This is a genomic window from Mycobacterium sp. 852002-10029_SCH5224772, assembly GCF_001667315.1.
GTDB lineage: Bacteria > Actinomycetota > Actinomycetes > Mycobacteriales > Mycobacteriaceae > Mycobacterium.
The window spans coordinates 74,208-89,897 of record NZ_LZHT01000029.1 but is presented as its reverse complement, the minus strand read 5'-3'; the positions used below and the strand labels follow the sequence as shown (position 1 = coordinate 89,897).

General features: G+C 67.0%; 11 protein-coding genes. 7 read left to right on the top strand and 4 right to left on the bottom strand.

All coding sequences use genetic code 11. The features are described from left to right. The first annotated feature begins 953 nt into the window (after positions 1-953). From A5775_RS07405 to A5775_RS07395, 3 genes are all read left to right on the top strand, one after another. Positions 954-2,105, top strand: a complete 1,152-nt coding sequence (locus A5775_RS07405; RefSeq protein ID WP_067249964.1) for an exonuclease SbcCD subunit D — start codon at positions 954-956, stop codon at positions 2,103-2,105. Next, on the top strand, positions 2,102-4,723 hold the full coding sequence (locus tag A5775_RS07400) for an AAA family ATPase (protein ID WP_067249962.1): 2,622 nt from the start codon (positions 2,102-2,104) through the stop codon (positions 4,721-4,723). The genes A5775_RS07405 and A5775_RS07400 overlap by 4 nt, the downstream gene beginning before the upstream one ends. A gap of 97 nt (positions 4,724-4,820) precedes the next feature. After that, complete coding sequence (locus A5775_RS07395) at positions 4,821-6,065, top strand: alpha/beta hydrolase (protein WP_067249959.1); 1,245 nt, start codon at positions 4,821-4,823, stop codon at positions 6,063-6,065. Here the strand turns inward: A5775_RS07395 and A5775_RS07390 are convergent. The 4 genes from A5775_RS07390 to A5775_RS07375 are packed head-to-tail and all read right to left on the bottom strand — an operon-like array spanning position 6,052 to position 11,456. Continuing rightward, positions 6,052-7,686, bottom strand: a complete 1,635-nt coding sequence (locus tag A5775_RS07390; RefSeq protein ID WP_067249955.1) for an ABC transporter family substrate-binding protein — start codon at positions 7,684-7,686, stop codon at positions 6,052-6,054. The two genes, A5775_RS07395 and A5775_RS07390, sit on opposite strands and share 14 nt — an antisense overlap. A gap of 37 nt (positions 7,687-7,723) precedes the next feature. Continuing rightward, positions 7,724-9,559, bottom strand: a complete 1,836-nt coding sequence (locus A5775_RS07385) for an ABC transporter ATP-binding protein (protein WP_067249952.1) — start codon at positions 9,557-9,559, stop codon at positions 7,724-7,726. After that, positions 9,556-10,431, bottom strand: coding sequence for an ABC transporter permease (locus A5775_RS07380; protein WP_156660603.1), 876 nt, complete (start codon positions 10,429-10,431; stop codon positions 9,556-9,558). The genes A5775_RS07385 and A5775_RS07380 overlap by 4 nt, the downstream gene beginning before the upstream one ends. 47 nt (positions 10,432-10,478) lie before the next feature. After that, positions 10,479-11,456, bottom strand: a complete 978-nt coding sequence (locus A5775_RS07375) for an ABC transporter permease (RefSeq protein WP_067250045.1) — start codon at positions 11,454-11,456, stop codon at positions 10,479-10,481. A 212-nt stretch (positions 11,457-11,668) separates the two neighbouring features. On the opposite strand from A5775_RS07375, the gene A5775_RS07370 reads away from it, so the two are divergent. The 4 genes from A5775_RS07370 to A5775_RS07355 all read left to right on the top strand — a co-directional run bounded on the left by A5775_RS07370 (position 11,669) and on the right by A5775_RS07355 (position 15,690). Continuing rightward, entirely contained in the window at positions 11,669-12,160 is a 492-nt protein-coding gene (locus A5775_RS07370) for a carbonic anhydrase (RefSeq protein WP_067250042.1), read from the top strand. Between the two features lie 206 nt (positions 12,161-12,366). After that, on the top strand, positions 12,367-13,296 hold the full coding sequence (cysD, locus tag A5775_RS07365) for a sulfate adenylyltransferase subunit CysD (protein WP_067249945.1): 930 nt from the start codon (positions 12,367-12,369) through the stop codon (positions 13,294-13,296). Next, positions 13,296-15,146, top strand: a complete 1,851-nt coding sequence (gene cysC, locus A5775_RS07360) for an adenylyl-sulfate kinase (RefSeq protein WP_067249941.1) — start codon at positions 13,296-13,298, stop codon at positions 15,144-15,146. Before cysD ends, cysC begins: the two co-directional genes overlap by 1 nt. A 58-nt stretch (positions 15,147-15,204) precedes the next feature. Further along, entirely contained in the window at positions 15,205-15,690 is a 486-nt protein-coding gene (locus A5775_RS07355) for an RrF2 family transcriptional regulator (protein WP_067250039.1), read from the top strand.

Here is a 15,690-nt window from a genome sequence, read left to right as displayed (position 1 = left end):
AAGGCGTTACAGTGAAAGAATCGTTGCGCACGGGAATTAGATTACTTGTGGCACCGGGAGTTACCTTCTGGGTAATCCTCAATTCGCCGGCAGCCTGGGCTGGGCCGGGCGGCAACCTTCCGGGTCCCGGCGTGTGCGACTATCCCGGTGTTGGCGGAAGTACTTTCGAGGCGGGGGCCACGACGTACTACTGCGATTTTCCTATCGAAGAGAACAGCACGCACTGGCACTGCGAATACGGCGGATGGAACATGGGCGGTCCAGGTGGCAACGCCCCCATCGGCGGAAGTTTCATGGGTTTTGGGTTGACCATTCCCGCAGGCGATTTCGGGGGTGCTTCCGGTAGCTGTTCATGGCGCTGGCCGGATAACACCATCGGCCCTGCACCGAATCCACCGGGCGCGTGGAAGAACTATTTGGTGCCCAAGCCGCCACCGCCCGAACACCGGGCACCCCCGCCTCCATTAGCTGAGCCAGAGTCCGGGCCACCACCAACCATGAATCCGATTCCCGGCGATGAGCCACAGACGCCGGCCTACACGAACCCGGCGTTTCCGAATCCCGGCAGGCCTGTGAACCCGCCAAGTTAGCTTGTGTCGCAGCCATCTCCTACGTCGCTGCCCAAGCGTGCGGCCATGGCATCTCGACCGGGTTGATCTCCAGGTATTGCGGCAGTTCCCGAGTACCAGCATGCGAGACTGACTGCAGCGGCTTGTGCAGGCCTCTGGTCTTGATTCACACTGGTGCAACTCATCTGAGGCATGGTCGCGAGGATTTCTGACCGCGACCTCGAGTCGGTATCGGTCCGGACTCGATCCGCCGATCAAGAACTCCAGGATCTGGCCGGATTTCTCACACCAAGACCTGCCGATCGAGGTCCCGCGTCTTGTCGGTGCACAGACCTAAACTCGCGATGCCCCGGTAAACACGCAGTTCGAAAGGGGGTCGCCGGCATGCGATTCCTGCACACCGCCGACTGGCAGCTGGGCATGACCCGCCACTTCCTCGCCGGCGACGCCCAGCCACGCTATTCGGCGGCCCGCCGCGACGCGGTTGCCGGCCTGGGTGCGCTCGCGGCGGAAGTGGGCGCCGAGTTCGTCGTCGTGTCGGGGGACGTCTTCGAGCACAACCAGCTTTCGCCGAAGGTGATCGGCCAGTCTTTGGAAGCCATGCGCGCCATCGGAATTCCGGTGTATCTGCTTCCGGGTAACCACGATCCCCTGGATGCCTCATCGGTGTACACCAGTGCGCTGTTCACCGCGGAGTGTCCCGACAACGTGGTGGTGCTCGACCGTGCCGGGGTACATCAGGTGCGTCCCGGGCTGGAAATCGTCGCCGCGCCGTGGCGGTCGAAGGTGCCGACTACCGACCTGGTCGCCGAGGTTCTGGACGGCCTGCCCGCGGCCGCGGGCACCCGGATCCTCGTCGCGCACGGCGGAGTCGACGTCCTGGACCCCGATCGGGACAAGCCCTCGCTGATCCGGCTCGCCAAGCTCGACGACGCACTGTCCCGCGGCGCGGTGCACTATGTGGCCTTGGGGGACAAGCACTCCCTGACCCAGGTCGGCAGCACCGGCCGGGTGTGGTACTCCGGGTCGCCGGAAGTCACCAACTTCGACGATGTGGAATCCAACCCGGGCCACGTCCTGGTTGTGGACGTCGACGAGGCCGACCCGCAGCGCGCCGTCTCCGTGACCGCGCGGCACGTCGGATGCTGGCGCTTCGTCACGATGCACCGGCAGGTCGACACCGGCCGCGACATCGCCGACCTCGACGTGAACCTGGACCTGATGGCCGATAAGGACCGAACCGTGGTGCGCCTGGCGCTGACCGGCTCGTTGACGGTCACCGACCGCGCCGCGCTGGACGCCTGCCTGGACAAGTACGCGCGGTTGTTCGCCTGGCTGGGGCTGTGGGAACGGCATACCGAGCTGGCGGTGATCCCGGCCGACGGCGAATTCAGCGATCTCGGCATCGGGGGATTCGCCGCCGCGGCGGTCGAGGAGCTGGTGGTGACGGCCCGCGAGGACGATTCGGCCACCGCCGTCGACGCGCAGGCCGCGCTGGCGCTGCTGCTGCGCCTCGCCGATCGGGGCGCGGCGTGAAGCTGCACCGGCTGATCCTGACGAACTACCGCGGCATCTCGCACCGGGAGATCGAATTCCCCGACCACGGCGTCGTGGTGGTGTGCGGCGCCAACGAGATCGGCAAGTCATCGATGATCGAGGCCCTGGATCTTCTTCTGGAGTCCCGCGATCGCTCGACGAAGAAGGAAGTCAAACAGGTCAAGCCCACCCATAGCGACGTGGGCTCCGAGGTGTCCGCCGAAATCAGCTGTGGCCCATACCGTTTCGTCTATCGCAAGCGGTTTCACAAGAAGTGCGAAACGGAGCTGACGGTCATCACGCCGTGCCGCGAACAGCTCACCGGCGACGAAGCCCACGAACGGGTCCGGGCGATGCTGGCCGAGACGGTGGACAGCGACCTGTGGCATGCCCAGCGCGTGTTGCAGTCGGCGTCGACCGCCGCGGTGGATTTGTCCGGGTGTGACGCGCTGTCGCGCGCGCTCGATGTCGCCGCCGGTGACAGCGGGGGGCTGTGCGGCACTGAGCCGTTGCTGATCGAACGCATCGACGCCGAATACGCAAGGTATTTCACCCCGACCGGACGCCCGACGGGGCAGTGGGCGGCCGCGATCGCCCGGCTGGCCGACGCCGAGGCCGCGATCGCCGAGTGCGCGGCCGCCGTCGCCGAGGTCGACGATCGGGTGGGCCGCCACGCTATCTTGACCGAGCAGGTGGCCGACTTCTCCCGGCGGCGCATCGCCGCCGGCCCGCGCGTCGCGGCCGCGCAGGAAGCGGCCGACAAGATCGCAGCGCTCACCGCGCAGCGGCGCGAAGCCCAGCTGGTCGCCGAGGCCGCGGACGCGAGCAGCGTCGCGGCGGCCGCCGCCCATGCCGGACGTGTGCAGCTGCTGGCCGAAATCGACACCCGCGCCGGCGCCGTCGCCGCGACGGAAGCCAACGTCGAGGAGGCCGCGGCCGCGCAATCGGCGGCGCGAACCGAGGCCGAAGCGTGCGACGCCGTGCTGCAGCAGGCCACCCAGGTCCTTGCCGACCTGCACGCCCGCGTCGACGACGCACGGTGCGCGCTCGACCGGTTGGCCGGCCGCGAGGAGGCCGACCGGTTGAGCGCCAGGCTGGCCAAGGTCGATGCCATCGAGGGGGAGTGTGAGCGAATCCGCGCCGAGCTCAGCACGATCACCGTCACCGAGGAATTGCTGCGACGAATCGAGGACGCCGCCGCCGCGGTCGATCGTACCGGCGACCAGTTGGCGTTGACGTCTGCGGCAATCGAATTCACCGCTGCGGCGGACATTCACCTGGTGGTCGACGGTGAACGGATCTCCTTGGCGGCGGGGCAAAGTTGGTCGATCACCGCCGCCGGGTCTGCCGTGGTTGAGGTTACCGACGTCCTGACCGCCCGGGTCAACCCGGGCGCGACCACGCTGGACATCCACGCGAAACATGCTGCGGCACAACAGGAGATGGCCGCTGCGCTGGAGGTCGCCGGGGTGGCCGATCTCGCCGCCGCACGATCGGTCGACCAGCGTCGCCGCGAGCTGCAGAGCACCCGTGATCAGCTCAGCGCCACCCTGGCCGGTTTGCGCGGCGACGAGCAGATCGACGAGCTCCGCTTGCGCCTGGCGCAGCTACGCGCCGAACACCCGGTCGAGCCGGATCCCGTTGTCACCGACATCAGCGCTGCCCGCACCGAACTCGACGCGGCCCGACAGAGCCGCGCGGACGCATCGACCGAATGCGAGGCCCGCCGACTGGCCGCCGCCACCGCCGCCGCAAAGCTGGCCGAGTTGTCCACCCGGGCAACCGTTCTGCAGAACACGGTGGAAGCTCAACGCGCCGAGCTACAGGCGGCCGCGGGCCGGCTGGCCGCCGAGCGCGCCTCGGTCAGCGACGAGGAACTGGCGGCATCGGCGGACTCGGCGTTGCGGGCCGAGCAGGCCGCGGGGCAACGGGCGACCGAGCTCGCCGACGCCTTGGCGGCGGCGTCCCCCGACGCGGTGGCCGCCGAATTGGCCGAGGCCACAAAGGAAGCCGAGTCGCTGCGCGAGCGCTACGAAGACGCCGCCCGCGCGTTGCGTGAGATCACTATCGAACTCTCCGTATTCGGCAGTGAGGGGCGCCAGGGCAAGCTGGACGCCGCGGAAACCGAACTCGAGCACGCCGCCACCGAACACAGCCAGATCGGCGGGCGCGCCCGCGCCGCGCAGCTGCTGCGCTCGGTCATGACGCGCCACCGCGACACCACCCGGCGACGCTACGTCGAGCCTTACCGCGCGGAGCTGCAGCGGCTCGGCCGGCCGGTGTTCGGCCCCAGTTTCGAGGTCGACATCGACAGCGACCTGTGCATCCGTAGCCGCACGCTCAACGGCATCACGGTGCCCTACGAGTCGTTGTCCGGCGGCGCCAAGGAGCAACTCGGCATCCTGGCCCGGCTGGCCGGCGCCGCCCTGGTCGCCAAGGAGGACGCCGTCCCGGTGGTCGTCGACGATGCACTGGGTTTCACCGACCCCGACCGGCTGGCCAAGATGGGCCAGTTGTTCGACAGCGTCGGGACGCACGGGCAGGTGATCGTGCTCACCTGCAGTCCCGACCGCTACGACGGTGTCCAGGGCGCGCACCGCATCGATCTCAGCGCTTAAACCCGGGCGGCTGACCTCACTCGATACGGCCGGTCTGACGACTCGGCGCTGCCGGGACGCCTTGCCTGCAGAATGGGACCATGGCGGTCCGACACCAATGACGATGAACGCAAAGCGGAGCCGGGTGCAGCAGAAGTTGGCGGCATTGCCCGGCGTGCGCGCCGTACGCCGGCCGATCTCGCCGCACAGCGCCGACGAGTTCGATCTGTACTACGTGCGCACCGGCCGTAAGTCCGCCCACCCGCTGGTCATCATCCCCGGCGGGCCGGGGGTCGCGTCGGTGCAGATGTACAAGGGGCTGCGCCGGCGCGCGGCGGCGGCCGGTCTCGACGTCATCATGATCGAACACCGCGGGGTCGGGATGTCGCGCCATGACGATTCGGGTGCCGATCTGCCCGCACAGGCGATGACCGTGAATCAGGTTGTCGACGACGTCGCGGCCGTGCTCGACGACGCCCACACGGACTCGGCCATCATCTATGGCGCGTCCTACGGCACCTATATCGCGGCCGGAGTCGGTGTGCGCCATCCCGGCCGCGTACACGCAATGGTGCTCGATTCGCCGCTGCTGTCGCGGCACGACATCGTGATCGTGCGACGGGCGATCCGCCGGCTGCTGCTCAGGGGCGACAGCCCCGAAACCGCCACCCTGGCACCGAAAATGCGCAAACTCGTCGACGGCGGTGTCATGACCCCTGCGGCGACACATGTCGTCGCGACCATCTACGGGTACGGTGGTGCCGACCTGCTCGAACGGCAACTCGACCTGCTGCTGGAACGCCGGAAACTCTTGTGGTGGACGCTGTCCCGGTTCACCACCCTGAGTAACCTGCCGTTCCGTTATGAGGAAGATCTGGTGAGCCGCATCGCGTTCCGCGAGCTGGACTACGCGGCCCAACCCGACGGCCTGCCGCTGGATCCCTCGGTGGCCGAAAGCGAAGCGCGCACGCAGCGAGTGACTTTCGAGGACGAGCCCTATGACCTGCCCGCCGAAATGCCGAATTTCAGCTGGCCCGCCGTGGTGCTCTCCGGGGGACGTGATCTCATCACCCCGCCTGCGGTGGCCGATCGCGTCGCGTCGCTGCTGCCCCATGCGGTGCTCGTGAGCCTGCCCAGCATGGCGCACAGCGCGCTGGATTTTCGTGAGCCCGTCGCGCTCGCCGTGGCCGACGCGGTTCGGCGTGGCGATCTGGATGGGCTCGCCGCCCGGGCGTCGGCGCTGGACGCGCTTCCGCCGCGGCCCGAGGTGCGTCTGCTGTGGAAGTTGATCGGAACGGCGGCCGCCGCCGAAGGGGCGCTGCCGGTGCCGACTCGGCTGCTGCGTCGGCTCAGCTCCGCGTGAATCCGATAGCGGTGTAGTTCAGGTCGCCCAGGCCCGCCGCGCCGAAGTTGGCCAGCGTGCTGCGCACCGCGATGTCGCCGGGCGATTGGGTGAGCGGAACGCTGAAGCCCTCCGCCCAGATGAGATTGTCGAGATCGTTGGCAAGCACCCGCGCCTTGTCGGGGTCGAGTTCTTCCAGGGTTCGTTCAATGGCCGCGTCGATCTGCGGGCTGCCGATCTTGCCGAAGTTGCTCTCCCCATCGGATTTGTAGATCTGGGTCAGCGACGAGAGCGGGAAAGCGTCTCCGAGCCAACCGAATTGGGCGAGATCGAAAGCACCGACGTTGATGTAGTTGGTGAAAAATCCGCTGCCCGCGCGGGCGACAAGCTCGAGCTTGACACCGATCTGGGCGAGGCTGTGCTGGGCGATCTGCGCGAACTGTCTGCTGCCTTGGGCGTCATAGAACAGATCACGGATCACCAGCTGGCGGCCGTCCTTCTCCCGGAATTGGCCGACCTGCTTCCAGCCCAAGGCGTCAAGCTCGCGTCTTGCCGCGGCCGGGTCGTAGGGAACCACCGCGCTGTTGTCCTGGTAGCCCTTCTGCCCGGCGACGTAGATGTGATTGCCCAATGCCACCGGGTCACTGGTGAGGCCGTATTGCACCACCTCGGCGATGGTCTGCCGATCGATGCCCTTGGACACCGCGACCCGCAACGCCTTGTCGGACAGGATCGACCCCGGCGCTCCGTTGAAGGTGATGTGAGACCAGGCCGGGGCGGGGGCGCGCCGGATCGTGATTCCCTTGGTGCGCGCCGCGATGGTCAGTTGATCGATCGTGCCGACCCCGGTTGCGTCGATCGTGTTGTTTTGCAGCGCCGGCAGCCGCGCGGCATCGTCGAGCACCAAGTAGGTGATGCTGTCCAGACGGGGTCGCGAGCCCCACCATTTCGGGTTGCGGCTCAACACAATCCGCTGGGTCGTCCGGTCCAGCGACGATGCGATGAACGGGCCGGACGACGGGCCCGGCCCGTCGAGCTGGCCCTTGTTGAACGCCTCCGGGGTGGCCGTCATGCTCTTGGGCAGCAGCATTCCGTTGCCGGCGAACATGCCGCGCCACTCAGCGTAGGGCTTGGCGAAGATCATGACGGCCTGCCGGTCGTCGACGCCGCGGGTCACCGAGGCGACGCGGTCGGCGCCGGCGGGCCCGGCGATCTCGAAGTTCTTGTCGGCACCGCTCAGTGCGTGGATCTGGCTGGCGATGTCTTCCCACGTGATCGGTGTGCCGTCCGACCACACCGCCTCGGGGTTGATCGTGTAGGTCACCACTTGCGGTGCGGTGCCGGTCAGTTCGACGCTGGTGAAGTAGTTGGTGTCCACCGTTGTCGAGCCGTCCGGCCCGATGACGAAGGCGCGCGGCAAGGTGGCCTTCATCATGGCGGCGACCTCGGCCGAATTGCCGTCGATGTGCAAGATGTTGAAGTTCGGCGGGAAGGCGGTGAGCGCCAGTCGTAGGTCGCCGCCGTCCTGCAGGGTGACCGGATCGTGCGGGTTGATGTCGCTGGTCGTACCGATGCGCGCGTTATGCCCGTTTTCGGGAATCACGTTGATGGCCGGCGAGCAGCCCGACAGCGCCAGCGCCATCGTGAGAAGCACTGTTGCGAAACGGATGCCGGGACGGCTAGACACGTTTGCCCGGATCCGGCTGCGGCACCGCGTTCAGCAGCCGCCGAGTGTATTCGTGCTGTGGATTGTCGAAGACCTGCCGGCTGTCGCCCTGCTCGACGATCGAGCCCGCGTACATCACGACCACGTGGTGCGCGAGGTGCTTGATCACCGAAAGGTCATGGGAGACGAACAGATAGGACAAACCGAAGAGTGCTTGCAGGTCGAGCAGCAGGTTGATGATCCCGGCCTGGATGGACACATCGAGCGCGGAGACGGGTTCGTCGAGGGCCAGGATCTTCGGTTGCAGCGCCAGCGCACGCGCGATGCCGATGCGCTGCTTTTGCCCGCCGGAGAACTCCGCGGGGTAACGGATCGCGTCGGCGCGACGCAGGCCCACGATCTCGAGCAACTCGGCGACGCGCGCGTTGGTGCGGCTCTTGTCGAACCCGTTGGCGCGCAGCGGTTCGGCGAGCAGCTCGAACACCGGCAACCGCGGGTCCAGCGAGGCGACCGGGTCCTGGAACACGACTTGAATGTCGCGCCGCAGCGATCGTCGGCCGGCCGTGTTCAGTGTGGTCACGTCGGTGCCCAGCACTTCGATCGATCCCGACTCGGGCCCGGTGAGCTCCAAGATCTCGTGCAACGTGGTCGACTTGCCCGAACCCGACTCGCCGACGATGCCCAGGGTGCGGCCCTGTCGCAGCTCGAAGCTGACCCCGTCGACCGCGCGGACCTCGCCGGCGCTGCGGCGCAGCACCCCCTTCGTCAGCCGGTAGGTCTTGGTCAGGTCGCGCACCCGGACGACGACCGACGAGTCCCCGGATTGCGCTGGATGGCCTGTGGTGCTGACGCCGTAGATGTCCGCGGCGCTGCGGCCGTCGACCTGATCGGTGCGGATACACGCCGCCCGATGATCGGCGCCGACGGAAAGCAATTCCGGCTCCTCGAGCCGGCATTCGTCGATGGCCAGCGGGCAGCGCGGGGCGAAGGGGCAGCCGGGATCCAGGCCGGCCAATGACGGCGGTGCGCCGGGGATCGGCACCAACCGGGTGCCCTGTGCGGCGTCCAGGCGCGGAACCGAGCCCAACAGCCCGACGGTGTAGGGCATGCGGCGATCCCGGTAAAGGTCATCCACGACGGCGGATTCAACGACCCGCCCGGCGTACATCACCAGCGCGCGGTCGGCGAACTCGGCGACCACGCCGAGGTCGTGGGTGATGATGAGCACCCCAGCGCCGGTGACGTCGCGTGCGGTCTTGAGTACTTCGAGGATCTGCGCCTGCACGGTGACATCCAGTGCGGTGGTGGGCTCGTCGCAGATCAACAGGTCGGGGTCGTTGGCGATCGCGATCGCGATCACCACCCGCTGTCGTTCGCCGCCGGAGAGCTCGTGCGGAAATGCGCGGGCGCGCCGCTCTGGCTGCGCGATGCCCACCAGCTCGAGCAGTTCCACCGCTTTGCGGCGGGCCGCCTTCTTGCCCACCCGCGGCTGGTGGATCTCGATCGCCTCGGCGATCTGGTCGCCAACGGTGTAGACGGGCGTCAGCGCCGACATCGGATCCTGAAACACCATGCCGACCGCCTTGCCGCGCAACCGCGACATCGCGTCGTCGCCCAGGCACAGCAGTTCGGTGTCGTGCAACCGGACCGAGCCGCGCACCCGTGCGTGCTCGGGCAGCAGGCCCACGACCGCCATCGCGGAAACGGACTTGCCCGAACCGGATTCGCCGACCATGGCGACGACTTCGCCCGGTTCGATGCGGTAGCTGATGCCGCGCACCGCGGCCACCGGGTCACGGCCGGTTCCGAACGTGACGGCCAGGTCGCTCACCTCGAGTAGCGGGCTCATCGGCCGTCGCCTCGGACCAGCGCGCTGCCGGGGTCGAGCGCGTCCCGCAGGCCGTCGCCGGTGAGGTTGGCGCACACCAAGATCGCCACCAGCACCCCGGCGGGGAACAGGAATACCCAGGGAAAGGTGGTCGCGGATTGGGTGCCATTGGCGATCAGGGTTCCCAGCGACACGTCCGGCGGCTGAATGCCGAAACCCAAAAAGCTCAAACCGGTTTCGGCCAGGATGGCCGAGGCGACGTTGAGCGCCGCGTCGATGATCAGGATGGAAGCCACGTTGGGTACCACATGCCCGACGATGATGCGCCGGCTGGATACGCCCATATACCGTGCGGCGCGGATGAATTCGCGTTCACGCAAACTCATGGTCATCCCGCGCACCATGCGGGAACTGACCATCCAGCCGAACCCGGCCAGCAGCAGAACGAGCATCAAGATATTGGCCGAATCCTTGGTTCGCGGTGTCACGATGGCGATCAGAATGAAGCTGGGCACCACCAACAGCAGGTCGACCACCCACATCAGCACGCGGTCACGCCAACCGCCGAAGTAGCCTGAGACCGACCCGACGGTGGCGGCGATGCCGGTGGAGATGACCGCGACGCAGACACCGATCAGCATGGACTTCTGCATTCCGCGCAGGATCTGCGCCAACAGGTCTTGGCCCAGCGCGTTGGTGCCCAGCCAGTGGCGCGCGTTCGGCGGCTGCAGCAGCGCGGTGAAATCGAGGTCCTCGTAGGAATAGGGCAGTACCGCGGGCAGCGCGTAGCAGCCGACGAACAACAGCACCAACAACGTCAGCGACGCCACCGCGAGCCGGTTGCGGGCAAACCTGCGCAGCACCAGGGTGCGGCGCGAGGTGAAGCCCGCCACTTCGTGACCCGAAAACCCGTGGGCACCATCGATATTCGCCTGCGATGTCATGACACCCGGACCCGCGGATCGAGAGCGGCGTAGAACACGTCCGAGAGCAGGCCGGCCAGCAACACCACCGCGCCGGAGAACAAGGTGATGGCCGCGATGATGTTGGTGTCCTGCGTCGCGATGCCCTGCACCAGCCATTCGCCCATGCCGTGCCAGCCGAAGATCTTCTCCACGAACACCGCTCCCGTGACCAGCCCGGCCACCCCGTAGGCGAACAGGGTGGCCAGCGGGATCAGCGCGGTGCGCAATCCGTGCTTCACCAGCGCACGCCGGCGGGTCAGCCCCTTGGCCCGCGCGGTGCGGATGAAATCCTGTCCGAGGACGTCGAGCATCGCGTTGCGCTGGTAACGGCTGTAACCCGCCGCGGCGGCCAGCGCCAGGGTCAGCGACGGCAACACCAAGTGCCGTAACCGGTCGAGCAGGTGCGCCCCCGTCCCGCCGGACACACCCGGCGAGGTCTCCCCGGTGTAGTCGAAAACGTGAAGGCCCACGGCCCAGTTCACCCGGAGCGCGGCGAGGATCAGCAGGTTGGCGATGACGAAGGTGGGGGTGCTGAGGACCAGCAGAGCCACCATGGTGACGACGCGATCACTGAGTCGGTACTGCCGAATGGCGCCCCACGCCCCGGCCGCGACGCCCGCGACGGTGCCCACCAGCGAGCCAATGATCAGCAGGCGCAGCGTTACTCCGATGCGCCGCCACAGCGACGCTCCGACGGGCTGGCCGGTGATGGTCTTGCCGAAGTCGCCGCTGACGGCGTGCGAAGCCCAGTGCGCGTAGCGGATCGGTATCGGCTCGTCGAGACCGAGCGTGTGGGCCTTGGCGTCGATGACGGCTTGGGGCGGCCGCGGGTTGCGCTGTAGCAGGCTGTCCAGCGGCTTGAAGGCCACCGACGTCAGCCAAAACGTCAAAAACGATGCCAGCGCCAGCAGGACGACGTAGTTGAGCAACCGGCGTGCCAGGAATCGAGTCATGCCCGTCCGCACAGCCCACGTCGCATTGGGACAGGTTATCGAGCCGGCAGCACAGCGTCGCGTGTGCAGCGCCCGGCGCGTTCGATGACATTCCGATCTGCTTGATTCTCATGCGTGAATCGCGTGTGATCAGTTGTTAGCATCCACCGCGGTACGCAGCCGTGCGGCAATCGCAGCACGTCTCAGACCGCGACAGTCCCGAGGAGGCTTGCGTGACGGTTACCGATGATTTCCTGGCCAACAACGCCGAGTATGCGAGCAGCTTCAAGGGGCCGCTGCCGATGCCGCCGGGCAAACATGTCGCGGTCGTCGCGTGCATGGACGCGCGGCTCGACGTTTATCGCCTCCTCGGGCTCAACGAGGGCGAGGCCCACGTCATCCGCAACGCCGGCGGGGTCATCACCGATGACGTCGTCCGCTCGCTGGCCATCAGCCAACGACTGCTGGGAACGCGAGAGATCATCCTGATTCACCACACCGATTGCGGGATGCTCACCTTCACCGACGATGACTTCAAGCGCAGCATCCAGGAGGAGACCGGGGTCAAACCGCCGTGGGCGCCCGAGTCGTTCCCGGATGTCGCCGAGGATGTCCGGCAGTCGCTGCGCCGCATCGAGGGCAATCCGTTCGTCACCAAACACGTCTCCGTGCGCGGATTCTTCTTCGACGTCGCCACGGGCAAGCTCCACGAGGTCACGCTGTAATCGGCGGCCCGCGAGCGTAACCACACTGCGAAAAATCGGGTGAATTTTCGCAGCCCCGTTACGCTCGCGACCTCCTCCGAGCCGGTAGGTCGCCAGGCGTGCTCACCCCTCAGGTTGACAGCGCCGAAGTCAGCTGGTCTCATATATCGCTAAGATGCTAAATATGGTCAGTTCTGCCAGGTTTTAGCGAGTAGCCGAAGGAAGCTATGACCAGTGATCTGAAGACGGCCCCCGCGGTCGGACAGTACGAATTGAGCCATCTGCGCTCGCTGGAGGCAGAGGCGATCCACATCATCCGGGAGGTGGCCGCCGAGTTCGAGCGGCCGGTGCTGCTGTTTTCGGGCGGTAAGGACTCCATCGTCATGCTGCACCTGGCGTTGCGGGCGTTCCGCCCCGGCCGGCTGCCCTTCCCGGTGATGCACGTCGACACCGGCCACAACTTCGACGAGGTGATCGCGACCCGCGACGCGTTGGTCAACGAGCACGGGGTGCGCCTGGTCATCGCCTCGGTCCAGGAAGACATCGACGCCGGCCGGGTGGTCGAGCCGCGCCAGGGACGCAACCCCATTCAGACCGTGACCCTGCTTCGCGCGATCCGGGAGAACAAGTTCGACGCCGCGTTCGGCGGGGCGCGCCGCGACGAGGAGAAGGCCCGCGCCAAGGAGCGCGTGTTCAGCTTCCGCGACGAGTTCGGTCAATGGGATCCGAAGGTGCAGCGGCCCGAGCTGTGGAACCTCTACAACGGGCGCCATCACAAGGGCGAGCACATCCGGGTCTTCCCGTTGTCCAACTGGACCGAGTTCGACATCTGGTCCTACATCGGCGCCGAGAACATCGCTCTGCCGTCGATCTATTACGCGCACCGGCGCAAGGTCTTTCGCCGCGACGGCATGCTGTTGGCGGTCGACCGGAACATGCAGCCGAACCCCGACGAGCCGGTGTTCGAAGCGACGGTGCGCTTCCGCACCGTCGGGGATGTCACATGCACCGGATGCGTGGAATCCGAAGCCGCCACCGTCGACGAGGTCATCGCCGAGACCGCGGTTTCCCGGCTCACCGAACGCGGGGCGACCAGAGCCGACGACCGGATCTCGGAGGCCGGCATGGAAGACCGCAAACGACAGGGATACTTCTGATGGCCCCGCCCACCACGCTATTGAGGCTCGCAACCGCGGGGTCCGTCGACGACGGCAAGTCCACCCTGATCGGTCGCCTGCTCTATGACTCCAAGGCCGTCATGGAAGACCAGTGGGCGGCGGTGGAGCAGACGTCCAAGGACCGCGGTCACGACTACACCGACCTGGCGCTGGTGACCGACGGCCTGCGGGCCGAACGCGAGCAGGGCATCACGATCGACGTCGCCTACCGCTACTTCGCCACTCCCAAGCGGAAATTCATCATCGCCGACACCCCCGGCCACATCCAGTACACCCGCAACATGGTCACCGGCGCGTCGACCGCCCAACTGGTGATCGTGCTCGTCGATGCGCGGCACGGCCTGTTGGAACAGTCACGCCGGCACGCCTTCCTGGCGTCCCTGCTGGGCATCCAACACATCGTGCTCGCGGTCAACAAGATGGACTTGATCGGTTGGGACCGAGAGAAATTCGAGGCGATCCGCGACGAATTCCACGCTTTCGCCGCGCGGTTGGATGTGCACGACGTGGCCACCATCCCGATTTCCGCCCTGCACGGCGACAACGTGGTGACCAAGTCGGACCAGACGCCCTGGTATGAGGGGCCGGCGTTGTTGTCCCACCTCGAAGAGGTGTACATCGCCGGTGACCGCAACATGGTCGACGTGCGGTTCCCGGTGCAGTACGTCATCCGCCCGCACACCCGCGAACATCAAGACCACCGCAGCTACGCTGGCACCGTCGCCAGCGGCGTCATGCGCGCGGGGGATGAGGTTGTGGTGCTGCCCGTCGGCAAGCGCACCCGGATCACCGCGATCGAGGGGCCGAATGGTCCTGTGGAAGAAGCGTTTCCGCCGATGGCCGTATCGGTGACCCTCGCCGACGAGATCGACATCTCGCGGGGCGATCTGATCGCGCGCACCCACAACCAGCCCAGGGTCGCGCAGGAGTTCGACGCGACGGTGTGCTGGATGGCCGACGGCGCGGCGCTCGAGCCAGGCCGCGATTACGTCATCAAGCACACCACCCGCACCACGCAAGCCAAGGTGACGGCGCTCGATTACCGGCTCGACGTCAACACGCTGCACCGCGATAAGACCGCGACGGCGTTGAAGCTCAATGAGCTTGGCCGCATTTCGCTGCGCACCCAGGTCCCGCTGTTGCTCGACGAGTACACCCGAAACCCCAGTACGGGCTCGTTCATCCTCATCGACCCGCACACCAACGGCACCGTGGCGGCCGGCATGGTGTTGCGTGACGCGTCGGCGCAGGCGGCGAGCCCAAACACCGTGCGGCACAAGCCCTCGGCCATTGCCGAGGTCCGGCCCCGGGGCACGACGGTGTGGTTCACTGGACTGTCCGGTTCCGGCAAATCGTCGGTGGCGATGCTGGTCGAGCAAAAGCTGCTCGAAAACGGCGCTCTGGCTTACGTTCTCGACGGTGACAACCTGCGGCACGGTCTGAACGCCGACCTGGGCTTCAGCATGGCCGACCGCGCCGAAAACCTGCGTCGGCTCGCGCACGTGGCGGCGCTGCTCGCCGACTGCGGCAACGTGGTGCTGGTGCCGGCGATCAGCCCGCTGGCCGAGCAACGCGAATTGGCGCGCCAAGTGCACGCCGACGCCGGTTTCGACTTCATCGAGGTGTTCTGTGACACCCCGCTCGACGAATGCGAAAAGCGTGACCCCAAGGGTTTGTACGCGAAGGCGCGCGCGGGCGAGATCACGCAGTTCACCGGTATCGACAGTCCGTATCAGCCGCCGGTGAATCCCGACCTGCGACTCACCCCGGACGGTACCGTCGAGGAGCAGGCGCAGCGGGTCATCGACCTGCTCGAATCGCGCGGGTAGCGCGCCGGTCCAGCCCGGCTGCACCGAAATGTTCGCACTGGATGGCACAATCCTGAGAGTGCGCATGTCAGCGAAGGCGGAGTACGCCGTGCGGGCGATGATCCAGCTCGCCACGGTGTCCGACGGGACGCTGGTGAAGACGGACGACTTGGCCCAGGCCCAGGGCATCCCACCGCAATTTCTCGTCGACATCCTGACCAACCTGCGCACCGACCGGCTGGTGCGCAGCCATCGCGGTCGCGAGGGCGGCTACGAATTGGCCCGTTCCGGCGGCGATATCAGCATCGCCGACGTGTTGCGCTGCATCGATGGACCACTGGCCAGCGTCCGTGACATCGGACTCGGCGACTTGCCGTATTCGGGACCGACCGCCGCGCTCACCGACGTCTGGCGGGCGCTACGCGCCAGCATGCGATCGGTGCTGGAAGAAACCACCCTGGCCGACGTCGCTACCGGCGGCCTGCCCAAGCACGTCGCGCAACTGGCCGATGACTATCGCAAGCAGGAAAGGCAGCGGCACGGCACGGCGCGCACCGGCGACTAG